We start from the raw sequence: 21940 nt of genomic DNA, 5'->3' as shown, positions 1-21940 counted from the left end.
CTTTACCGCCGACCGGACGTTGACCGGATGACGACGACAGCGACACCTGTCCTGTGGGCGACAAGCCCGGGAGGCACGATTCATGAGTGAGCGAGCTCTTCGCGGCACGCGCCTCGTGGTGACCAGCTACGAGACGGACCGCGGCATCGACTTGGCTCCGCGCCAGGCCGTGGAGTACGCATGCGAGAAGGGGCACCGGTTCGAGATGCCCTTCTCGGTCGAGGCGGAGATCCCGCCGGAGTGGGAGTGCAAGGTCTGCGGGGCCCAGGCACTCCTCGTGGACGGCGATGTCCCGGAAGAGAAGAAGGGCAAGCCCGCGCGTACGCATTGGGACATGCTGATGGAGCGGCGCACCCGTGAGGAGCTCGAAGAGGTCCTCGAGGAGCGTCTGGCGGTGCTGCGCTCCGGTGCGATGAACATCGCGATTCATCCCCGGGACAGCAGCCGCAAGTCGGCCTGACCCTCTTCGGCCCTGGCCGAACAGCGCATCAGAACCGCGGGCGCCGTACGTCATGTACGGCGCCCGCGGTTTTTTCCTGCTCGCGTGCTCACATGCTCATGTGTGCCCGACCTGGCCGGACCGGGTGCCCTGCCATCGGGTCCGGGCGCCCGGGCGCCCGGACAGTCAGTGCGTCAGCGGCGGGCGCTGCTCCCTGGGTGCGTCGCCCGGCTCGTCCCTGATGACCTCGCCCGGGACGACCTTGCCGTCCGGGCGGTGCATACGGGCCTGCTGGAACGCCCCGCCCAAGGTGCCGGGGTCGGCCTCGCGGAGCTTGCGCTCGAAGGTGCTCTCGGCGAAGCGGCTCACGGCCTTCTGGACCGGCGGCAGCAGCAGGAGCAGACCCACCGCGTCCGACACCAGGCCGGGGATGATCAGCAGCAGCCCGCCCAGCATCATCAGGCCGTTGCCCTCGCTGTTCGGCCGGGCCGCCGCGGGCATCGCACCGCTCTGCTGCTGTTGCAGCGCCTCGGAGAGGTTCCGGAAGGCACGCCGCCCGGCCCGCTTGATCACGACCGAGCCGAGGACGAGGCCCGCGAGCAGGACGAGGAGGACCACCAGCCCGCTGGACGCCCCCGCGACCACCGTGAGCAGCCAGATCTCCAGCACGAGCCATGCCGCGAGCCCCAGCGGCAGGAAGGTGCGCAGCCGGGAGCGCCGGGGCCGGGCAGGGGTACTGGGGGTCTGAGCGCCAGTCGTCATGCCTCCAGTGTGCCTGGACCCGGCTCAGTCCGGGATAAGGGCAGATCAGCCACTCCTGAGCGCCCCCGGACGTCCGCTAGGACCGGTCCTGCTTGCCGCCGCGCCCCGTGACCTTGCCGACCCGCTCCCCCACGCCCCACGCCGTGACCCGCCACAGTGCCTCGACGAGGATGTCGCGGCTCATCTTGGAGTCGCCGTGCTCGCGCTCGACGAAGGTGATCGGCACCTCGACGACGTGGTAGCCGGCCTTGACCGAGCGACGCGCCAGGTCGACCTGAAAGCAGTAGCCCTGGGAAGCGACCTCGTCGAGCCCGAGGCCCTCCAGGGTCTCGCGGCGGAACGCCCGGTAGCCGCCGGTGATGTCGCGCAGCGGCAGGTCGAGCGCGAGACGGGAGTAGAGGCTGCCGCCCCGGGAGATCGCCTCACGGGACTTCGGCCAGTTCACCACCCGGCCGCCGGGAACCCAGCGCGAGCCGAGTACCAGGTCGGCGCTCTTGAGGGCGGTGAGCAGCCGGGGCAGTTCCTCGGGCTGGTGGGAGCCGTCGGCGTCCATCTCGATCAGCACGCCGTAGTCGCGCTCCAGGCCCCAGCGGAAGCCCGCCAGGTAGGCGGCGCCCAGGCCCTCCTTGCCCTTGCGGTGCAGCACATGGACGTGGTCGTCGTCCACCGTCAGCTCGTCGGCCAGCTTGCCCGTGCCGTCCGGGCTGTTGTCGTCGGCCACGAGTACGTGCGCCTCGGGGACGGCCTCGCGCACCCGGCCGACGATGCTCTTGATGTTCTCCGCCTCGTTGTAGGTCGGGATGATCACCAAGGCGGTGCCGAGCGGGCCGAACTTCCTCCCCTGGGCTCCTGCCGCGAGGGTTCCGTCGCCGTCGTTCACTGATGCCCCTTCAAGTCCGTACGCAGGGATCCACCTTAATGGGCCCGGCCTGCGATGACGCGACAGGACGTTCGAACAGGGGTGTCGAATCCGCGAGGCGCGGGTAAGAATGCGCTTTCGCGGACGAGCGTACGGCGGATGGGGGCCCGGCGCCCTTCGGGCCGACCTGGGACCCGCTGGCTGCGGATCGACCGAAAGCCGTTGTCTACTGAGCGTCCGGGCCCCTCCCGGGTCACACCTCCCCGACCGGCCGGAACGTTCCCTCGGCGCTGTGCCGGCCTGAGCCTGGCTCCCAGTGGCGGTGCCCGCTGCGGCACACCGTCCCTGACCCGGCGGCGCTGCGGCGAGTGCGCGGACGTTCCCGGTCGGGCGTCCGGTGGTGGACTCCGCCGAACCTACCGGCCACCTGCGGCTGCCTGTCAACAGCCGTTTGACCTGCGCATTGTCCGGCAAAGGCCTGGTCAGTGCGGAGGATGCGCAGGTCGCGCGCCGGGGGCGTGGCACACGATCTCATGCGCGCCACCCCCGTAGATCACTCGCCCGGCCGTACGAAGACCGTGCGTCCGCCCACCACGGTGCGCAGACAGACGGGCAGGTCGCGGCCCGGTGTGAGGTCGGGCAGGCCCGGGGTGCCGGAGCGGGGGTCCGTGGACCAGCGGGCGACCCGGTCGTCCGGGGCCTGCACCACGAGCTCGCCGGTGTGCCACACCGCGTAGTCGGCGGGGGCGCCCGGCACCAGGACGCCCGCGTCGTCCCGCCCCACGGCCCGCCAGCCGCCGCGCGTGTGCGCCGTGAACGCGGCGCGCACGGAGACGCGGTGCTCCGGCGTGCGGTGGAAGGCGGCGGCCCGGACCGTGCCCCAGGGGTCGAGCGGGGTGACCGGGCTGTCGGAGCCGAAGGCGAGCGGGACACCGGCGCGCAGCAGGGCCGCGAACGGGTTCAGCGCACGCGCCCGCCCGGCGCCCAGCCGCTGTGCGTACATGCCGTCCTCGCCGCCCCACAGGGCGTCGAAGGCGGGCTGCACGGAGGCGGTGAGGCCGAGTTCGGCGAAGGCCGTGATCGCGTCCGGGGTGAGCATCTCGGCGTGCTCGACGCGGTGGCGGGCGGCGCGGACGCGGGCGAGGCCCAGCTTCTCGGCGGCGGTGCGCACGCCCTCGACCACGGCGTCCACCGCCGCGTCGCCGATGGCGTGGAAGCCGGCCTGGAGACCCGCCTCGGTGCAGGCGATGACATGGGCGCCCACGGCGTCGGCGTCCAGGTAGGCGTTGCCCGTGTGGCCGGCGTCGGCGTACGGCTGGTGCAGACAGGCCGTGTGCGAGCCGAGGGCGCCGTCGACGAACAGGTCGCCCGCGGCGCCGACCGCGCCCAGCTCCCGGGCCTTGGCGACGTCCCGCTCGGCCCAGTAGCCGACGACGCGCGGCCCTGCTTCCCCGCCGGCCAGGCGCAGCAGGCCGGTGAAGTCGTCCTCGGAGGAGATCTCCGGGCCGGCGCACTCATGGACCGTGCCGATGCCGAGGGAGACGGCGTGCGCGAGAGCGGCGCGCTGCGCGTCGACGCGCTGCTGAGGCGTCACGCCCGCGAACGCCGCGGCCCGTACGGCATGGTGGGCGTCGGCGGTGAGGGGTCCGTCGGCGCGGGCGACGCCGGGAACCAGGTCGAGCAGGGCCGTGGTGACGACCGCCGAGTGGACGTCGATCCGGCTGAGGTAGAGGGGCCGGTGTCCGGCGGCCTCGTCCAGCTCCGCACGGGTCGGGGGGCGGCCGCCGGGCCAGCGGGCGGCGTCCCAGCCGTGTCCGAGCAGGACACGGTCGTCCGGCCGGGAGGCGGCGAAGTCCCGTACGAGGGCCAGGGCGGCCTCGAGCGAGGGAGCGGCCGACAGATCGAGGCCGGTGAGCGCGAGGCCGGTGGCCGTGGTGTGCACATGCGCATCGGTGAACGCCGGAGTGACCAACCCGCCGTCCAGGTCGATCACCTCGTCGACGCCGTCCACGAAGGCGTCGGCGGCCCCCTCCGACCCCACCCAGGCGATCTGCCCGCGTTCCACGACCATCGCCGTGGCGAACGGATCGGCGGGGCTGTGCACCTCTCCACGACGGAGCAGGACGGTCTTCGACGGGGCGCTGGACTCACTCATGGACAACAGTCTCGCGCCTGACCCGGGTCGCTCCGAACAAGGGTGGCCTTCCAGGCCGGGCGGCGCTCAGATCCGCGGCGGCCGCGCCTCATAGGGCGTGGACAGGACCACCGTCGTCCGCGTCGAGACCCCTGCCAACGACCGCACCCGGGCGAGCAGTTCCTCCAGCTCGTGCGGGGTCGAGACCCGCACCTTGAGGATGTAGTTCTCGTCGCCCGCGACACTGTGGCAGGCCTCGATCTCCGGCACGCCCGCGAGCCGCTCCGCGATGTCGTCGGGCGCGCTGGGGTCGAACGGTTTGACCGAGATGAACGCGGTCATGGGCAGCCCGACCGCCTCCGGGTCGACGACCGCGGCATAGCCGCGGATGACGCCGCGCTGCTCCAGCCGGCGCACCCGCTGGTGCACGGCCGACGTGGACAGGCCCGTGGCCTTGCCCAGGTCGGTGTAGCTCATCCGCCCGTCCTTGACGAGCAGCTGCACGATCTGTCGGTCCAGCTCCTCCATGGCGCAAGAACCTACAGTGCCGTTGATCTCCTCCGATACCTGAGCAGCGCAGGTCATGCCCGGTTCGTGATGTGGCCGGAAGCCGGGGGTCAGCCGTCCGGGGGACAAACCCACCGCAGTGGGCACCTGCGCGCGGCATGTGACGAACGCCACAGTGCTCGAACAGTCTCCGTGATGTTCTCGTGATTACCGCCGAGAGGGGACGGGAAGTGCTTGCTGTGGCCGAGGCCTCAGCGCCGATACGGCCCAGTCCGAGGGGGAGAACCCAATGCAGAGTCTTAAGCGCCCTGGTCGCACCGCGCCCAAGCGGCCTCAGCTCGTCGTCGAGCCCGAGCCGGAGGGCGTCGAACCCGACGCCTTCGACGACGAGCTCGACTTCTACGACACCTTCGAGATGTTCCGGGTCGTCTGCCCGGACTGCGCTCAGCCCATCGCGCTGCTGGCGGACGAAGAGGTTCTGCCGGAGCACGCGCTGTGCGCCTCGCCGTGGAACCCGTTCGGACTCACGGTCTGTGCCGGCACCGGCCGCAAGGCCACGGACGCCCGCCCCGCGGACGAGTCCGCGGATCCGCAGGAGCAGGACACCGCCCTGCTGTTGACGCTCCCTCAGGGGCTCGACTGGCGGACCCAGCCCTTCTCGCACGTCGGCGGCCCGGGCTCGCGCCCGATCAGGGTCCCCGTCATGCGCCGCCAGGCGGCCTGAGCGCGGGTCTTCCCGGCCTGCTCGCTCCACACCCGTGACTGAACCGCATCACGACCCGCAGTGCGCCGTGGTGCGGTTCAGTGCGTCCGGAACGTGAGGCGGCACGCCGTACCCGCCCCGGAGGGGACACGGGGCCGGACGCCCGTGAACGCACGCCCGATTCCGCTACCCGGTGACCTGTCCGGCGTCCGCCGCGTTGCCCTGGTATGACCCCCATCTCCTCAGCGACCGGGCGTCAGCGCCTCCTCTTCGTCCCGGCACCCGCAGAATCGGTTCGGCCGACCGCGCCGCGCTACCAGGACCCGCCCATCTACCGTGACCTGATGCGGACCTGGGCCGAGGGCGGCCGCACCCTGCCGGGCCGCCACGACCCGGAGTGGATGCGGCTCGCGGCGCCCTGGCGGGGCCTCGACCAGTTCAGCGTTCCTCTGGACCCACGAGATGGCGGGCGATGACCATCCGCTGGATCTGGTTGGTGCCCTCGACGATCTGCAGCACCTTGGCCTCGCGCATATAGCGCTCGACCGCGAAGTCCGCGGTGTAGCCGTAGCCGCCGAGGATCTGCACGGCGTCGGTGGTGACCCGCATCGCGGTGTCGGTGCAGTGCAGCTTGGCCATGGCCGCCTGCCGGGCGAACGGCCGGCCCGCGTCACGCAGCCGCGCCGCCGCGAGGTAGAGCGCGCGGCCCGCCTCGATCTGCGTCGCCATGTCGGCGAGCATGAAGCGCAGCCCCTGGAAGTCGGCGATCGCCTTCCCGAACTGGCGCCTTTCGGCGGCGTACGTCAGCGCCTCGTCGAGCGCCGCCTGCGCCACGCCGATCGCGCACGCCGCGATGCCGAGCCGCCCCGAGTCGAGCGCGGACAGGGCGATCGCGAAGCCCTGCCCCTCCTCGCCGATGCGCCGGTCGTCGGAGATCCGTACGCCGTCGAAGTGGACCTGGGCGGTGGGCGAGCCCTTCATGCCCATCTTCTTCTCGGGCGCCGCCGCGCTCACGCCCGGCGCGTCGCCGGGGACCAGGAACGCGGTGATCCCGCGCGGGCCGTCCTCGCCGGTGCGCGCCATGACCGTGTAGAAGTCGGCGATCCCGCCGTGGGTGATCCAGGCCTTGGTGCCGGTGATCACCCAGCCGTCGCCGTCCCGCACGGCCTTGGTGCGCAGGGCCGCCGCGTCCGATCCGGACTGCGGCTCGGAGAGGCAGTAGGCGCCGAGCAGGCCGCCGGCGAGCATCCCGGGCAGGTGCTCGACCTGCTGCTCCTTGGTGCCGTAGGCGGCGAGCGCGTAGGAGGACAGGGAGTGCACGCTGACCCCGAGACCGACCGTGAGGCGGGCCGCCGCGAGCTCTTCGAGGGCCTGGAGATAGACCTCGTACGGCTGGTCGCCGCCGCCGTACTCGGACGCGTACGGCAGGCCGAGCAGGCCGGAGTGCGAGAGCAGGGTGAACAGCTCACGCGGGAAGCGGCTGGCGTCCTCCTCCTCGGACGCCTTCGGGGTGATCTCCTGCCGCGCGATGTCACGGACGAGCGAGATCAGTTCCCGGGCCTCCTCCGTGGGCAGTTGTCGGTCCACCGGCTGCGGGGCGCGGTCGGGCATGGCGACGCTCTCCTCCCTGTCGGGCACTGGCGGTCGGGCCCATGGGTGGGGGCGGCGCCGCCGGGTCGATCTGGTGCCTGGCCGATGCTTGCAGTCCCGGGTCTCGGAAGCTGCTGACCAGCGGCTGTGCGCAGTGAGTATGCCCGATCGGAGGCATGCAGTCACCAGTTAACGACCGCTTACTTCAGGTAATACCCGAGCACGTCCGCCGGATCCAAATTGGTCCGCACCATTGACCGAACTGGTCTAGTCCTCCTACCGTTTCGCTTCACCGATTCATCGCGTTCATGCCAATCGGCGCGCGTTCCCTCTCCCCACGAGGAGACACCGGATGCACACCCCCCACCGCTCCCGCTTCCGGGCCGTCGTGTCCGCGGCCTGTTGCGCCGTCCTCGGCGCCGGTCTGCTGGCCGGCGCGGGCACCTCGACCGCCACCGCGGCGACCTCGGCTCAGGAGGCCGCCGCGGCATCGAAGGCCGCACCCGGCTCCAAGGTCATCGGGTACTTCACCGAATGGGGCACCTACGACCGCAAGTACCACGTCAAGAACATCGAGACGTCCGGCTCGGCGGCGAAGCTCACCCACATCAACTACGCCTTCGGCAACGTCACCGGCGGAAAGTGCGCGATGGGCGACGCCAACGCGGCCACCGACCGGGCCTACACCGCCGCCGACTCCGTCGACGGCAAGGCCGACACCTGGGACCAGCCGCTGCGCGGCAACTTCAACCAGCTGCGCAAGCTGAAGCAGAAGCACCCGGACCTCAAGGTCCTGTGGTCCTTCGGCGGCTGGACCTGGTCGGGCGGCTTCGGCGAGGCCGCGAGGAACCCGGCCGCCTTCGCCCAGTCCTGCTACGACCTGGTCGAGAACTCCAAGTGGGCCGATGTCTTCGACGGCATCGACATCGACTGGGAGTACCCGAACGCCTGCGGCGCCACCTGCGACACCAGCGGCAAGGCGGCCTTCCCGAATCTGATGCAGGCCCTGCGCGCCAAGTTCGGCTCGGGCAACCTCGTCACCGCGGCGATCACCGCCGACGCCACCCCCGGCGGCAAGATCGACGCGGCGGACTACGCGGGCGCCGCCCGGTACGTCGACTGGTACAACCCCATGACGTACGACTTCTTCGGCGCCTGGGACGCCGCCGGCCCGACGGCCCCGCACTCTCCGCTGACCTCGTACTCCGGCATCCCGAAGGCGGGCTTCCACAGCTCGGCGACCATCGCCAAGCTCAAGGGCCTCGGCATCCCCGCCTCGAAGCTGCTGCTCGGCATCGGCTTCTACGGGCGCGGCTGGACCGGCGTCACCCAGTCGGCCCCCGGCGGCACCGCGACCGGCCCGGCGGCGGGCACGTACGAGCAGGGCATCGACGACTACAAGGTCCTCAAGTCCAAGTGCCCGGCGACGGGGACGGTGGCCGGCACGGCGTACGCCAAGTGCGGGAACAACTGGTGGAGTTACGACACCCCGGCGACCATCGGGACCAAGATGACGTACAAGAACCAGCAGGGTCTGGGCGGCACGTTCTTCTGGGAGCTCAGCGGCGACACGGCGAACGGTGAGCTGATCAAGGCCATCAGGTAAGGCGGGGTGAGCAGGGGGCGGAGGGACCGTGACGGACCCTGCCGCCCCCGGCTCACGCGTCCTGGCGGGCGGCCTCCTGCGGGGCCGGATAGGCGGGGTCCAGGTCCTCGATCGCGCGCAGGGCGCCGCCGAGCCCCTTCACCAGCAGCTCGCACATGGTCTCGCGGGGCAGTTCGGGGCGGTCGATCCATTCGAGGGTGGCGCCCTCGACACCGCACACCCAGGCCAGCAGGCCCATCCGCGCCAGCGGGGTGATGTCCAGGCGGCCGTACGCGCCCTCGGCGATGGTGGCAACGATGGCCTCGCGCACACCGTCCCGGATGGCGTGCACCTCGGTGTCGAAGCCGACCCCGCCGCTGACGATCGTGCGGTAGGCGGCCTGGTGGCTCTCGGCGTAGCGCAGATAGCTGTCGATCGTGCGCTGGACACGGTCGACCGGGGGCAGTTCGAGTCCGCTCGCCGCCAGGGTGACCAGGTCGGTGACCGAGTCCTGGATGATGGCCAGGTAGTAGCCCCGCTTGGACTGGAAGTAGTAGTAGATGAGCCCCTTGGCTACGTGCGCCTGCCGGGCGATGTCGTCCATCGAGAGGGCGTCGTAGGACGTGTCGGCGAACAACCTCCGGCCGATGGCGATGAGTTCGGCACGGCGCGCCAGCGAGCGCTCGGTGCCGCGGGCTCTGGGGCGCGCGGCAGGCTGTTGACTGATATTCACTTTCGACCCTGGTTCCAGGCGGGCGAGGCGGGACATGCGCAGTATGGCAGGTCGCAGGGCCGGGTCGTGGGTCAGGTCACAGCGGTCCGGGCCGGGGTCAGAGCAGCCCGAGCCGGGTCACGAGCATCGCGACGACCACGACGAGCGTCCAGCCCATGACATGCTCGGCGATCTTCGGGCCGTCGCCCTTCGGGCCGCCCGTGCGGACGCGCGTGGCGGCGTCGGCGGCGGTGGCTGAGTGTGCGGTCATGGCTTCTCGCTGATCCGGTGGGGCGGGCGGACTTCCCCCGAAGTTCCGCCCACCTTGCCACCTTCAGCGGCTTTTGTGGCCGAGACCTCGGTCACACGCGGACGCCCACGGCTGTCAGCGCCTTGCGCTGGGCCGCGGTCGGGCGCGCCGGGAAGTACAGGTAGCAGACGCCGCCGGTGCCGGAGACGACCTTGCCGGAGGCGTTGTACCGCTTGGTCCGCAGCCAGATGTTCTCCCACTCGCGCCGCCGGTAGACGCGCCGCACGGCGTCGTTGCTCGCCGAGGCGGGGTCGTTCGCGATGACATCGCCGCCGGCCGTGAAGCCGATGACGGTCATCAGGTGCCCGGCGGTGCCGTATCCGGCGCCGGTCAGCTCCTCCTTCAGGAAGGACTGGGACGTTATGGCCGGGATGCCCGCCGCGATCAGCGTCTCCAGGTCGGTGAGCGAGCCGAGCCGGGTGACCACGCCCTGGAGGTCCTTGAAGGTGGCCGCGTAGGCGGCGTTGAAGGGCCAGTTGCCGCAGCCTCCGTACTGGTGGTCGTAGGTGTAGCGGGCCGCGTGGCACACCTGCGGGTCGGTGAACGAGGGGTCCACCCAGGCGAGCTGCTTCGGGGTGAGCCGGCCGCCCCAGTACTCGATGATCATCTGGGAGGAGGTCGGGCTGCACCAGGCCTCGCCGCCGTTGTCGTACTCGGGGTAGCGCCCCTTGTGGATCTCCTGCGAATACCGCGGGACGGACAGTTCCTTCGCGAGGCCGGGCGCGGACGCCGGGACGGTGAACCGGTCGGGGACGTCGGAACCCATCACGCCGAGCCGCCACACGGTGGGCGTGGCCTTGCCGCCGGGCTTGCGGTACAGGGTCAGCCGCAGGCGGCAGGAGGCCAGGCGCAGGCCGGTCGCCGGGTCGTCGACGGCCAGCGTGTCCGTCCAGACGGTGCTCTTGCCGTCGCTCTGGTCGTCGACCGAGGTGCGTTTGATGTCCTGGTCGCCGGACGCCCAGCGGCCCATCACGTACCAGGGGCTGCTGGTGCCGTCGGTGTAGGTGGCCTTGAGCTCGGCCTGGATCCAGGTGCCGGCCGGGGTGCGCGCGTTCCAGGAGACGATCGCCTCCGTCGCGGGGACGGCGAGGCGGTGGACGGAGGACGTCCAGGTGCCGTACTCCCAGGAGGCGGTGGTGCCGGTGTGCGGATCCTTGTAGTCGGCGGTTCCGGCGGGCTTCGCGATCGCCAGGCCTGGGCGGTTGCCCGCGACGGCACGGGTACCCCGGGCGGTGCCGCCGCCCCAGTCGCCGTAGGAGACCCAGGCACGGTTGTCCACGGTGCGGGCCGGGACCGCCCGGGCGGGGCTTGGGCTGTCGGTCGTCATGGAGATCTCGGTGTCGGCGGCCGCCGGACCCGTGCTCGCGGTGACGGCGGCGGCGACCGCGGCGGCCAGGACGGTTCTGCGGGACAGCTGTTCGGCTCTGCTCATGGCGGGGACCCCCGGATGTCGGAGTCGGGCAGGGGCGGGGCAGGTCCGTTGCAACACTCGGTCGCACATGCGTGTGCGCCACATATGAGCACAGCCCGCCAGGTCCTGCCAGCACTTCGACCCGCGCCACGCCCACCAATATTGGCGTCGACCAGTGGCAGGAGCCGATCGCACCCTCGTTAGAGTGCTGCGCGAGATGAATCCGTCCTTCCGCCCCGCACCGGGACCCGCCGTCCGCGACCTGGCCTCCCGGATCCGCCGCCTCTCCCCCTCCTGCGGCCCGGTCCGTCTCGTCGGCGTCGACGGCCACGCCGGATCCGGGAAGAGCACGTTCGCCGAGCAGTTGGCCGGGGCGCTCGACGGCGCGCCGGTGCTGCGCCTCGACGACATCGCCAGCCACGACGAACTGTTCGACTGGACCGGACGGCTGCTGGACCAGGTGATCGAACCGCTGACCGACGGCCGGACCGCGCACTACGCCCCCTACGACTGGCGGGCCCGCCGCTTCGGCCCACCGCTCCCCCTGCCGCCCGCACCGGTGATCCTCGTCGAGGGCGTCGGCGCGGGACGCCGGGCGCTGCGGCCGCATCTGGCCCTGCTGCTGTGGATGGAACTGCCGCGCGAGGAGGCCTGGGCCCGGGGGCGGTCGCGGGACGGGGAGGAACAGCGGGAGTTCTGGGACGGATGGGTCCCGGCGGAGCGCCGCCATTTCGCCGACGATCCCTCGCGGCCCTTCGCCGATCTCCTGGTACGGCAGGGAGAGAAGGGGTACGAGGTGTTCCAGGGGCCCGCTGGGACCACTGGACCGGACCAGTTCCTCACGCACGGTGACGGGCCGCCAGCAGTGTGCTGAACTTGTGAAGGCGCTTGCGGTGCAACTTGCCGGAGTGCTTCAACTCGGCTTGACCGGTGGGCCGTACAGGACTTACGTTCTCAATGTGCGGCCATTCGGAGCCGCCCACAGACGCGAAGCCCCCGGTTGTTCCCCCGTGATCGGGGGCTTCGTTCTGTCTTCTTCCGTTTTTCCGGCCCTCGCGAGGCGCCGAACGCTCACACTCGGTCACCGTGCGTGGGTGGGCCACGTCCGCTCCCACCTCGGCGAACGGCCCGTGCGGCACTCTTCGAGGGCGCCGTCCCCGAAGGTACGATGCCCTCGTCGCGACCTACGGACGGTGGCTCCGCGCACCGCGCAACTCCGGTCCGTGGCACAGCGGTTCGAGCAGGGCAGCCGGCTGGGGGGACGGCTCGTTGGCATACCGACGGGGGCACGGTTCGTGGGGGACGTGATGGACTTCGGCACGCAGGGCCCGCAGGCCCCGGCCGACCTCGCCTGGCTGCGAGGCGTCGATGCCTACACCATGGGCGCCTATCCGCAGGCGGAGGAGGAGTTCCGCGCCGCCGTGGCGATGGACCCCGGAATGGCCGACGGCTGGCTCGGGCTGCACGCGCTGCGCGTCGACACGACGACCGCGCTGCTCAGGATGTTCCGGCACCGGGACCGCTTCGGGGAGCAGCGCTCCCGCTATCGCCGCACCCTCAACTCCTGGTACTGGTTGGGCTGGTGGGTGCAGCCCGTGCTGGAGAGCCCCCGCGACCTGCTGCTCGCGCACGCCTCGCACTGGCTGGACGGCCGCCATGTCCCCGAGCTGGACCGGGCCCTCGCCGGGCTGCCGCCGGTGGACACCGACGCCCAGGTCCGCTTTCTGCACGCCTGCCGCGCCTATCTGGTCAAGGACTGGGAGCAGCTGGTCCGCCACACCGACCCGCTCGTCGACGACCCGATGCTCGGCATCGAGGCGGGGCTCTTCGGCGGCATGGCCCGGGTCCGTCTGGAGATGTACGGCCAGGCCGAACCGCTGCTGTCCGCCGCGCTGATGCGCTGCCGCAGCGAGCAGCCCCAGCGCAAGGAGCTGCGCTACTGGCTGGCCCGGGCGCACGAGGGCACCGGCCGCAGCGCCGCGGCCCTCCCCCTCTACCGGGCCGTGCACCGCGTCGACCCGGCCTTCATGGACACCTCGGCCCGGCTCGCCGCGATCGCCGAGGGCGACGGGTACGACGACTCCACCGACCTCGCGGCGATCACGCTGCCGGGCCTCGGCCAGGACGCCGTGGACGGGCCGGACGGATTCGACCCGCTCTTCGGCACCGAGGGCCGTGACCTCAGGCTGCCCGACCTGGAGCCGCCTGCCTCCGCTCCCCTGCCGCCGGTGTCGGACCCGGCCGTGCGCGAGAAGTTCTCCCCGGCACCGTCCCTTCCGGCCGGGCCCACCGATCCGGCCTTACTGGAGGAGGCCCTCGCCGAGCTGGAGCGCATGGTGGGTCTGGAGCCGGTGAAGCGCCAGGTCAAGGCCCTGTCGGCGCAGCTGAACATGGCCCGGCTGCGGGCCGGTCAGGGTCTGCCGGTCCAGCCGCCGAAGCGGCATTTCGTCTTCTCCGGCCCCTCCGGCACCGGCAAGACCACGGTCGCCCGGATCCTCGGCCGCGTCTTCTACGCCCTCGGGCTGCTCGGCGGCGACCATCTCGTGGAGGCCCAGCGGGCCGACCTGGTCGGCGAGTACCTCGGGCAGACGGCGGTGAAGGCCAACGAGCTGATCGACTCGGCCCTCGGCGGCGTCCTCTTCGTCGACGAGGCGTACTCGCTGTCCAACTCGGGCTACGGCAAGGGCGACGCGTACGGCGACGAGGCGCTCCAGGTGCTGCTGAAGCGAGCCGAGGACAACCGCGACCATCTCGTGGTGATCCTGGCCGGCTACCCGGAGGGCATGGACCGCCTGCTCGCCGCGAACCCCGGGCTGTCCTCCCGCTTCACCTCCCGCGTCGACTTCCCCTCCTACCGTCCCCTCGAACTCACCGAGATCGGCAAGGTGCTCGCCGCGGAGAACGGCGACCTGTGGGACGAGGAGGCCCTCGACGAGCTGCGGTCCATCGCCGGGCATGTGGTCGACCAGGGGTGGATCGACGAACTGGGCAACGGGCGGTTCCTGCGGACGCTGTACGAGAAGAGCTGCGCGTACCGGGATCTGCGGTTGTCCGTGTATCCCGGGGTGCTGGGCAGGGAGGATCTGGCGACGTTGCGGCTGCCGGATCTGATGCAGGCGTACGGAGAGGTGCTGTCCGGGCGGGGCCCGCAGGCTCCGCCCGGACTGTGAGAAGCGGCGTGGGACGGCCTGCCTACGTCGCCAGCACTTCCTCGCCGGACCTCGGCTCGGTCAGCCGTACCTCGCGCACCTGGCGATGCGCGGGATCCCGCACCTCCCCCACCAGCAGCTCCAGTACGTCCTCCAGGGCAACAAGCCCCAGGACCTTCCCCGACCCGTCGGCCACCTGCGCCAGGTGCGTCGCGGCCCGACGCATCACCGTCAGCGCGTCGTCCAGCGGCAGCTCGGACCGCAGGGTCGTCATGGGCCGCCACAACTGCTGCGGCACGGCCCGGTCGGAGTGCTCCAGGTCCAGGACGTCCTTCACATGGAGATAGCCCATGAACGCGCCGGTCTCCGCAGCGACCGGGAACCGTGAGTACCCGGTCCGGGCCGTGAGCTCGACGATGCGCCCGGGGGTGACGGACGGACTGACCGTCACCAGGGACTCGCGCTTCAGCAGGACGTCCGTCACCGGGCGCGAGCCCAGCTCCAGGGCGTCCTCCAGGCGTTCGGCCTCCTCGGGGTCGAGCAGGCCCGCCTGGCCGGCGTCCTCCACCAGCCGGTTGAGCTGCTCACTGGTGAAGACGGCCTCGACCTCGTCCTTGGGCTCGACGTGGAAGAGCCGCAGGATGCCCTGCGAGACCGCGCCGAGAGCGGCGGTGATCGGCTTGCAGAAGCGGGCGAACCAGACCAGGCCGGGGCTGAGCCACAGCGCGGCCTTCTCGGGGGCCGCCATCGCCAGGTTCTTCGGGACCATCTCGCCGATGACGAGGTGGAAGAAGACCACCGCGGCGAGGGCGATGACGTAGGTCAGCGGGTGGATCATGCCGTGCGGCAGGTGCACCCACTCGAAGACCGGCTCCAGCAGATGCGCGACGGTCGGCTCGGCGACCGCGCCCAGGGTGAGGGAGCAGATCGTGATGCCGAACTGGGCCGCCGCCATCATCTGGGGCAGCCGCTCCAGGCCGTAGAGGACCTGCCGGGCACGTGCGGTGCCGAGCGGTTCGATCTGGCTGCGGCGTACGGAGACCAGCGCGAACTCGGCACCGACGAAGAAGCCGTTGGCGAGCACGAGCAGCGCGGCGAAGAGAAGTTGGAGCACGCTCATCGGACGGCCTCCACCAGGGCTGCCACCGGGGCCGTCCGCACGAGCCGGACCCGCTCCGCGCGGTAGTGGCCGACCTGGCGCACCGACAGCCGCCAGCCGGGCAGTTCCGCGCTGTCGCCGACGGCCGGGATACGGCCCAGCAGATCGGCGATCAGGCCCGCGACCGTCTCGTACGGGCCTTCCGGCACGTCGAGGCCTATGCGCCGCAGGATGTCGACCCGGCAGCTGCCGTCGGCGTCCCAGGCGGGCCTGCCGTCCTCCGGCGGTGCGGAGGCCAGTTCGGGCAGGTCGTGTCCGTCGTGCTCGTCGCGGACCTCGCCGACGATCTCCTCGACGATGTCCTCCAGCGTGACGACGCCGGCCGTGCCGCCGTACTCGTCGACGACGACCGCGATGGGCTGCTCGCTGCGCAGGCGGGCCAGCAGCGGCCGTACGGGCAGGGTCTCGGGGACGAGCAGCGCCGGGCGGGCGATGCGGCCCACGGGGGTGCGCAGCCGGTCCCGCACGGACACGGCCAGGGCGTCCTTGAGGTGGACCATGCCCACCACCTCGTCGATCTTCTCCCGGTAGACGGGGAAGCGGGACAGGCCCGTGGCGCGGGTCAGATTGACCACGTCCTCGGCGGTCGCCGAGGACTGCAGGGCGCTGACCTTCACGCGCGGCGTCATCACGTGCTGCGCGGTCAGCTCGCCCAGCGACAGGGTTCTGACGAAGAGGTCGGCCGTGTCCTGTTCCAGGGCGCCGGCCCGCGCCGAGTGCCGGGCCAGGGAGACGAGTTCGCCGGGGGTGCGGGCGGAGGCCAGCTCCTCGGTGGGCTCGATGCCCAGGGCGCGGACGAGCCGGTTCGCGACGGCGTTGAGGCCGGCGATGACCGGGCGGAAGAGCCGGGCGAAGACATGCTGCGGGCCGGCGACGAAGCGCGCGACCTGAAGCGGCCTGGACACGGCCCAGTTCTTGGGCAGGAGTTCGCCGATCACCATCTGCACGGCGGAGGCCAGCAGCATGCCGACGACGACCGTGACACCGGAGACGGCTCCCTCGGGGATGCCGATCGAGGTGAACGGGCCGTGCAGCAGCTCCGCGAGCGCCGGTTCGGCGAGCATGCCGACGACGAGGGAGGTGATGGTGATGCCGAGCTGGGTGCCGGAGAGCTGGAAGGACAGTTCCTTGAGCGATTCCACGACGCGGTGGGCGCGCCGGTCGCCCTCGGCGGCGGCCTTCTCGGCCTCGGGCCGCTCGACCGTCACGAGTCCGAACTCGGCCGCCACGAAGAATCCGTTGGCGAGAATCAGCAGGAACGCGGCTGCCAGGAGCAGCAAGGGGGTGGTCATGATGCCGCCGCCTCCGCAAAGTCGCGTACCTCGTAAGCGAGGTCCGCGCTATGTCGGCAGGGGGCGGCGCAGGTACTACAGGACGATCCGTCCATCGCCGGAGAGGGTCACTCCTCGGTTAGCAGGAGCCTCGGTGCACCGGGCGGGGCAGCAGAGGCGGAGGCGCATCCGTTCACGCCTCCGCCAACAGATTAATCAAGACACGGCCCGGTGCGGCAGTGGCGGCCGCCCAGTGGATTGCCCGATTCAGCTCTGATGCCGCTCTTCCGCCACGGAACGGGCCTCGGCGAGCGCCCTCAGGGCCCGGGCGTCGGCGATGGCCCGCTGCTTGGCGATACCGGGCTGAATGCCGAGGACAGGCAGGCTGGTGCCGTCGCTGAGGTTGAGGAACACCCAGGGGTCGCCGGGCCGGAGAGTGACCTGGAGGATCTCGGCCCACTCCAGCCGGCGCTTGTTCGTGAGGTTCACCACGGTGACCCCGGATTCGTCGGCGACGACCTTGGGCCGGGCCAGCAGGAGCAGCACCGCGTCCAGCAGCAGCGCCGTGACGACGAAGCTGAGGCGCTCGGCGGGGCTGAGCTGCTTCAGCAGCATCGCGACGGCCGTGATGACGACCAGGATCGCGACGGCGGCGGTGAGCAGCACCGCTCGGGTGCTGCCCGGCCGGAAAGTGACGGGCAGGGTGGGCAGGTCGGACATCGGTGTACGCCCCTCAGAGACGGCAGGCGTGGATGGCCGTGGTCAGGATGGCCCGGGCGCCGATCTCGTAGAGGTCGTCCATGATGCGCTGCGCCTCCTTGGCCGGGACCATCGCGCGGACGGCGACCCAGCCCTCGTTGTGCAGCGGGGAGACGGTCGGCGACTCCAGACCGGGGGTGAGGGCGACGGCCTTCTCCAGCTGCTCCACGCGGCAGTCGTAGTCCATCATCACGTAGGTCCGGGCGACCAGGACGCCCTGGAGGCGGCGCAGGAACTGCTGCACCTTGGGGTCGTCGGCGTCCGCGCCGGTGCGGCGGATCACGACGGCCTCGGACTTCATGATGGGCTCGGCGACGACCTCGAGGCCGGCGTTGCGCAGGGAGGTGCCGGTCTCGACGACGTCGGCGATGACCTGGGCGACGCCGAGCTGGATGGCGGTCTCGACGGCGCCGTCGAGGTGGACGACGGAGGCGTCGATGCCGTGTTCGGCGAGGTGCGCCGCGACGATGCCCTCGTAGGAGGTGGCGACGGTCTTGCCGGCGAGGTCCGCGAGGCCCTCGACGGTGCCGGGCTTGCAGGCGTAGCGGAAGGTGGAGCGGGCGAAGCCGAGCGGGAGGATCTCCTCGGCTTCGGCGCCCGAGTCGATGAGCAGGTCGCGGCCGGTGAGGCCGATGTCCAGCTGGCCGGAGGCGACGTAGATGGCGATGTCGCGGGGGCGGAGGTAGAAGAACTCGACCTCGTTGACCGGGTCGACGATCCGCAGCTCCTTGGACTCCCGGCGCTGCTGGTAGCCGGCCTCATGCAGCATCTCCGCCGCAGGGCCGGACAGGGAACCCTTGTTGGGGACGGCGATGCGCAGCATGAGGTCGGCTTCCTTTGCGTGGTGTCTTGACGGGAACGGGTGCGGCTGGCCGCGGCTTACAGGTGGGCGTAGACGTCGTCGAGGGAGATGCCGCGGGCGACCATCATCACCTGGACGTGGTACAGCAGCTGCGAGATCTCCTCGGCCGCCGCCTCCTTGCCCTCGTACTCGGCGGCCATCCAGACCTCGGCGGCCTCTTCTACGACCTTCTTGCCGATGGCATGGACGCCCTTCTCGACCAGCTCTGCGGTGCGGGAAGTGGCGGGATCGCCCTGGGCGGCCTTGTGCTGGAGCTCGGTGAAGAGCTCCTCGAACGTCTTCTTGGACATGGTGACGCCTAGCCTACGCGGTGTAGGGGGCGCCTCAGCGCCAGGGTTCGGATACCGAGCGGAGGGTGGCCGCGGTCGCGACCGCGGCCGTCACCGCCTCGTGTCCCTTGTCCTCGTTGGAGCCGGGCAGGCCCGCGCGGTCCAGGGCCTGCTCGTCGGTGTCGCAGGTCAGCACGCCGAAGCCGATCGGGACGCCGGTCTCGACCGACACCTGGGTCAGGCCCTGGGTCACGCCCTGGCACACGTACTCGAAGTGGGGCGTGCCGCCGCGGATGACGACGCCCAGGGCCACGATCGCGTCGTAGCCGCGGCCCGCGAGGACCTTGGCGACCACCGGGAGTTCCCAGCTGCCGGGGACCCTGAGCAGGGTCGGCTCGTCGATGCCCAGGTCGTGCAGGGCGCGCAGGGCGCCGTCGACCAGACCGTCCATCACCTTCTCGTGCCACTGTGCCGCGATGACGGCGACCCTGAGGTCACCCACATTACGTACGGACAGTTCCGGTGCACCCTTGCCGCTCACGTCTCTCCTCAGAGCCTTGTCGCTGTGCTGTCTTACTGGTTGCTGCAGGCCGGCACGGTGGTCGTGTCGAGCCAGGGCAGGTCGTGGCCCATCCGGTCCCGCTTGGTGCGCAGGTAGCGGAGGTTGTGCTCGCCGGCGCTCACGGGCATCGGCACGCGTGCGGTGACGGCGATGCCGTGGCGGACGAGCGCGTCGGACTTGTCGGGGTTGTTGGTCAGCAGCCGCACACCGTGCACACCGAGGTCGGCCAGGATCTGGGCGCCGGCCGCGTAGTCGCGGGCGTCGGCGGGCAGGCCGAGTTCGAGGTTGGCGTCGAGGGTGTCGCGGCCGCGCTCCTGGAGTTCGTAGGCGCGCAGCTTGGACATCAGGCCGATGCCGCGGCCCTCGTGTCCGCGCAGATAGACCACCACTCCCCTGCCCTCGGCCTGGATACGGGCCAGGGAGGCGTCGAGCTGGGGGCCGCAGTCGCAGCGGGCGGAGCCGAAGACGTCGCCGGTGAGGCATTCGGAGTGGACGCGGACGAGGACGTCCTGGCCGTCGCCGATCTCGCCGTGCACGAGGGCGACGTGCTCGACGCCGTCGACGGTGGAGCGGTAGCCGTAGGCCGTGAAGGTGCCGTGGGCGGTGGGCAGTCGGGTCTTGGCCTCGCGGCGGACGGTCGGCTCGCTGCCGCGCCGGTAGGCGATCAGGTCCTCGATGGAGATGATCGTCAGGCCGTGCTTGCGGGCGAAGGGGATCAGCTCGGGCAGGCGCAGCATGGTGCCGTCCTCGCCGGCGATCTCGACGATCGCTCCGGCCGGGCGCAGGCCCGCGAGGCGGGCGAGGTCGACGGCGGCCTCGGTGTGGCCGTTGCGGGTCAGGACCCCGCCGGGCCGGGCGCGCAGCGGGAAGATGTGGCCGGGGCGGACGAAGTCGTCGGGTCCCGTGACACCGTCGGCGAGCAGCTGGAGCGTGGTGGCGCGGTCGGAGGCCGAGATGCCGGTGCTCACGCCGTGGGCGGCGGAGGCGTCGACGGAGACCGTGAACGCGGTCTGCATGGACTCGGTGTTGTCCTCGACCATCTGCGGCAGGCGCAGCCGGTCGAGTTCGTCGCCCTCCATGGGGGCGCAGATCAGCCCGCGGCACTCGCTCATCATGAAGGCGACGATCTCGGGGGTCGCCTTCTCGGCGGCGATGACGAGGTCGCCCTCGTTCTCCCGGTCCTCGTCGTCGACGACCACGACGGGGCGGCCGGCCGCGATGTCGGCGATGGCCTGCTCGACGGGGTCGAGTGCGAAGTCCTCGATGTCGTCGGTGCGGTACAGGGTCGGTGCCGTGGTCATGCCGGCGCTCCTTCCAGAACGGGCCGCGCGTCCTTGCGGGAGCGCAGCCACCAGTCGCGCATGCCCCACAGGACGAGTGCGCCGTAGATGACGTAGACGAAGCCTGAGAAGGCGTAGCCGTTGGCGAAGTTCAGGGGCACGCCGACCAGGTCGACGAGCAGCCAGGCGAACCAGAACTCGACCATGCCGCGCGCCTGCGCGTACATGGCGACGATGGTGCCGACGAAGATGTAGGCGTCGGGCCAGGGGTCCCAGGACAGGGTCGGGTACGCCTTGAACAGCAGCGCCACCGCGACGGTGCCGGCGGCGGCCGCGGCGGCCATCGCCCCGCGCTCGCGCCAGGTGGCGAACCGTACGGCGATGTGACCGTCCTCGCCCTGCCCCTTGCCGCGCTGCCACTGCCACCAGCCGAACAGGGCGACGAGCATGACGACGGCCTGCTTGCCGGCACTGCCGGTGAGGTGGCCGTAGAAGGCGCCGAAGAGGATCAGGCCGGCCAGGAACTGCACGGGCCAGGTCCAGATGGAGCGCCGCCAGCCGAGGGCGAGGGCGGCCAGGCCGAAGAGATTGCCGACCATGTCCGACCAGAGGATGTGCTGGCCGAAGAGGGTGAAGGCCTCGGAGTTCAGCGAGTTCACTTGGCCGTCGCCCCTTCGGAGGAGCCCCGGTCACCCAGCATCCGCTCGACGTACTTGGCGATGACGTCCACCTCGAGGTTGACCGGGTCGCCGGGGCCCTTGTGGCCGAGCGTGGTCAGGGCGAGCGTCGTGGGGATGAGGCTGACGGTGAAGTAGTCGGGTCCGGCGTCGACGACGGTGAGGCTGATGCCGTCGACGGTGATGGAGCCCTTCTCGACCACGTAGCGGGTGAGGTCCGCGGGGAGGGAGATCTTCACGATCTCCCAGTTCTCGGACGGCTTGCGCTCCAGGACCTCGCCGGTGCCGTCGACATGGCCCTGCACGATGTGCCCGCCGAGGCGTTCGCCGACGGCCATGGGGCGTTCGAGGTTGACGCGGCTGCCGACCGCGAGGGCGCCCAGGCTGGAGCGGTTCAGGGTCTCGGCCATCACGTCGGCGGTGAACTCGTCGCCCTCGTGGTCGACGACCGTGAGGCAGACGCCGTTGACCGCGATGGAGTCGCCGTGCTTGGCGCCTTGGGTGACGACGGGACCGCGCAGGCGGAAGCGACAGGCGTCGTCGAGGGTCTCGACGGCCGTGATCTGGCCCAGCTCTTCGACGATTCCGGTGAACACTTCCCGGGTCCTCCTGCCACATCGGGGCACGGACTCCGGGGCTGTCGATGACGACAGATGTACGAGCAGAGACACCGGGGGCGACGCCGGACGGAGCCCGCCCCGAGGGGACGGACCTCTTCGGCGGCACGCACGTATGACTGCCCGCCGCGCACTGCCTCCCATCCGGACTTTAACCGTCGGTCCAGGAATTTCACCTGGTCAACCGATCGCTGGAGGCGACCGGGTCGCGGACTGTAACCGCCGGTTCGGACTTTCACCGACCCCGGAGTGCGCTGCTACTGGTACACGGCCAGTGTGCCACGCCTGATCGACGTTCAAAGAGGCGATCGGTGTGGGCTGCC

At 71.2% G+C, this 21940-nt stretch carries 23 protein-coding genes and 1 riboswitch; of the genes, 6 read left to right on the top strand and 17 right to left on the bottom strand.

Going from position 1 to position 21940, the window contains the following annotated elements:
• Nucleotides 1-82 precede the first annotated feature (82 nt).
• Complete coding sequence (locus tag NNW99_RS32340; protein ID WP_184597099.1) at nt 83-460, top strand: RNA polymerase-binding protein RbpA; 378 nt, start codon at nt 83-85, stop codon at nt 458-460.
• Nucleotides 461-625: 165 nt separating this feature from the next.
• On the opposite strand, the gene fxsA is transcribed toward NNW99_RS32340, so the two are convergent.
• The 4 genes from fxsA to NNW99_RS32320 form a co-directional block, all read right to left on the bottom strand.
• Nucleotides 626-1201 (bottom strand): FxsA family membrane protein, encoded by a 576-nt coding sequence (gene fxsA, locus NNW99_RS32335; RefSeq protein ID WP_215122684.1) that lies wholly within the window; start codon nt 1199-1201, stop codon nt 626-628.
• 76 nt (nt 1202-1277) lie between these two features.
• Nucleotides 1278-2081 (bottom strand): polyprenol monophosphomannose synthase, encoded by an 804-nt coding sequence (locus NNW99_RS32330; RefSeq protein WP_215122683.1) that lies wholly within the window; start codon nt 2079-2081, stop codon nt 1278-1280.
• 532 nt (nt 2082-2613) lie between these two features.
• Nucleotides 2614-4215, bottom strand: a complete 1602-nt coding sequence (locus NNW99_RS32325) for an amidohydrolase (RefSeq protein ID WP_215122682.1) — start codon at nt 4213-4215, stop codon at nt 2614-2616.
• A gap of 66 nt (nt 4216-4281) precedes the next feature.
• Nucleotides 4282-4722 (bottom strand): Lrp/AsnC family transcriptional regulator, encoded by a 441-nt coding sequence (locus NNW99_RS32320; protein ID WP_125508282.1) that lies wholly within the window; start codon nt 4720-4722, stop codon nt 4282-4284.
• Nucleotides 4723-4990: 268 nt separating this feature from the next.
• Here NNW99_RS32320 and NNW99_RS32315 point away from each other — a divergent pair, with 268 nt between their 5' ends.
• Nucleotides 4991-5425, top strand: coding sequence for a hypothetical protein (locus tag NNW99_RS32315; RefSeq protein WP_215122681.1), 435 nt, complete (start codon nt 4991-4993; stop codon nt 5423-5425).
• Between the two features lie 206 nt (nt 5426-5631).
• Nucleotides 5632-5880, top strand: coding sequence for a hypothetical protein (locus NNW99_RS39220; RefSeq protein ID WP_370869173.1), 249 nt, complete (start codon nt 5632-5634; stop codon nt 5878-5880).
• On the opposite strand, the gene NNW99_RS32310 is transcribed toward NNW99_RS39220, so the two are convergent.
• A complete protein-coding gene (locus NNW99_RS32310) occupies nt 5843-7015 on the bottom strand; it encodes an acyl-CoA dehydrogenase family protein (protein ID WP_215122680.1) in 1173 nt (390 codons plus the stop codon). The two genes, NNW99_RS39220 and NNW99_RS32310, sit on opposite strands and share 38 nt — an antisense overlap.
• Nucleotides 7016-7346: 331 nt before the next feature.
• Here NNW99_RS32310 and NNW99_RS32305 point away from each other — a divergent pair, with 331 nt between their 5' ends.
• Entirely contained in the window at nt 7347-8600 is a 1254-nt protein-coding gene (locus NNW99_RS32305) for a glycoside hydrolase family 18 protein (RefSeq protein ID WP_215122679.1), read from the top strand.
• Nucleotides 8601-8652: 52 nt separating this feature from the next.
• Here NNW99_RS32305 and NNW99_RS32300 read toward each other — a convergent pair whose 3' ends face one another.
• From NNW99_RS32300 to NNW99_RS32290, 3 genes are all read right to left on the bottom strand, one after another.
• Nucleotides 8653-9312, bottom strand: a complete 660-nt coding sequence (locus NNW99_RS32300; RefSeq protein ID WP_215122678.1) for a TetR/AcrR family transcriptional regulator — start codon at nt 9310-9312, stop codon at nt 8653-8655.
• Nucleotides 9313-9409: 97 nt separating this feature from the next.
• Nucleotides 9410-9562, bottom strand: a complete 153-nt coding sequence (locus NNW99_RS32295) for an SCO1431 family membrane protein (protein ID WP_215122677.1) — start codon at nt 9560-9562, stop codon at nt 9410-9412.
• A gap of 91 nt (nt 9563-9653) precedes the next feature.
• Nucleotides 9654-11033 carry a peptidase C39 family protein gene (locus NNW99_RS32290; RefSeq protein WP_215122676.1) on the bottom strand — a complete coding sequence of 460 codons (1380 nt, stop codon included), beginning with the start codon at nt 11031-11033 and terminating at the stop codon, nt 9654-9656.
• Between the two features lie 196 nt (nt 11034-11229).
• Between NNW99_RS32290 and NNW99_RS32285 the strand changes: the two genes are divergently transcribed.
• A complete protein-coding gene (locus NNW99_RS32285) occupies nt 11230-11886 on the top strand; it encodes a uridine kinase (protein WP_215124532.1) in 657 nt (218 codons plus the stop codon).
• A gap of 433 nt (nt 11887-12319) precedes the next feature.
• The gene (locus NNW99_RS32280; RefSeq protein WP_215124531.1) at nt 12320-14182 is read left to right on the top strand and encodes an AAA family ATPase; all 1863 of its coding nucleotides are present in this window, start codon (nt 12320-12322) and stop codon (nt 14180-14182) included.
• Nucleotides 14183-14204: 22 nt separating this feature from the next.
• Here the strand turns inward: NNW99_RS32280 and NNW99_RS32275 are convergent, their stop codons facing one another.
• The 9 genes from NNW99_RS32275 to NNW99_RS32235 all read right to left on the bottom strand — a co-directional run bounded on the left by NNW99_RS32275 (nt 14205) and on the right by NNW99_RS32235 (nt 21596).
• On the bottom strand, nt 14205-15281 hold the full coding sequence (locus NNW99_RS32275) for a hemolysin family protein (protein WP_215122675.1): 1077 nt from the start codon (nt 15279-15281) through the stop codon (nt 14205-14207).
• A complete protein-coding gene (locus tag NNW99_RS32270; RefSeq protein WP_215122674.1) occupies nt 15278-16612 on the bottom strand; it encodes a hemolysin family protein in 1335 nt (444 codons plus the stop codon). The genes NNW99_RS32275 and NNW99_RS32270 overlap by 4 nt, the downstream gene beginning before the upstream one ends.
• A gap of 246 nt (nt 16613-16858) precedes the next feature.
• Nucleotides 16859-17311, bottom strand: a complete 453-nt coding sequence (locus tag NNW99_RS32265; RefSeq protein WP_215122673.1) for a PH domain-containing protein — start codon at nt 17309-17311, stop codon at nt 16859-16861.
• Nucleotides 17312-17324: 13 nt separating this feature from the next.
• A complete protein-coding gene (hisG, locus tag NNW99_RS32260; RefSeq protein WP_215122672.1) occupies nt 17325-18173 on the bottom strand; it encodes an ATP phosphoribosyltransferase in 849 nt (282 codons plus the stop codon).
• 56 nt (nt 18174-18229) lie between these two features.
• Entirely contained in the window at nt 18230-18502 is a 273-nt protein-coding gene (locus NNW99_RS32255; protein ID WP_003988914.1) for a phosphoribosyl-ATP diphosphatase, read from the bottom strand.
• 34 nt (nt 18503-18536) lie between these two features.
• Nucleotides 18537-19022 (bottom strand): 6,7-dimethyl-8-ribityllumazine synthase, encoded by a 486-nt coding sequence (ribH, locus tag NNW99_RS32250; RefSeq protein WP_215122671.1) that lies wholly within the window; start codon nt 19020-19022, stop codon nt 18537-18539.
• Between the two features lie 32 nt (nt 19023-19054).
• Nucleotides 19055-20344, bottom strand: coding sequence for a bifunctional 3,4-dihydroxy-2-butanone-4-phosphate synthase/GTP cyclohydrolase II (locus NNW99_RS32245; RefSeq protein ID WP_215122670.1), 1290 nt, complete (start codon nt 20342-20344; stop codon nt 19055-19057).
• Entirely contained in the window at nt 20341-20982 is a 642-nt protein-coding gene (locus NNW99_RS32240) for a nicotinamide mononucleotide transporter family protein (protein ID WP_215122669.1), read from the bottom strand. Before NNW99_RS32240 ends, NNW99_RS32245 begins: the two co-directional genes overlap by 4 nt.
• Nucleotides 20979-21596, bottom strand: coding sequence for a riboflavin synthase (locus NNW99_RS32235; RefSeq protein WP_215122668.1), 618 nt, complete (start codon nt 21594-21596; stop codon nt 20979-20981). Before NNW99_RS32235 ends, NNW99_RS32240 begins: the two co-directional genes overlap by 4 nt.
• A gap of 147 nt (nt 21597-21743) precedes the next feature.
• Nucleotides 21744-21874, bottom strand: a riboswitch (FMN riboswitch).
• Nucleotides 21875-21940 lie beyond the last annotated feature (66 nt).

Source organism: Streptomyces sp. CRCS-T-1 (assembly GCF_024442335.1).
Taxonomy (GTDB): Bacteria; Actinomycetota; Actinomycetes; order Streptomycetales; family Streptomycetaceae; genus Streptomyces; species Streptomyces koelreuteriae.
This window is presented reverse-complemented; position numbering and strand designations above follow the sequence as displayed.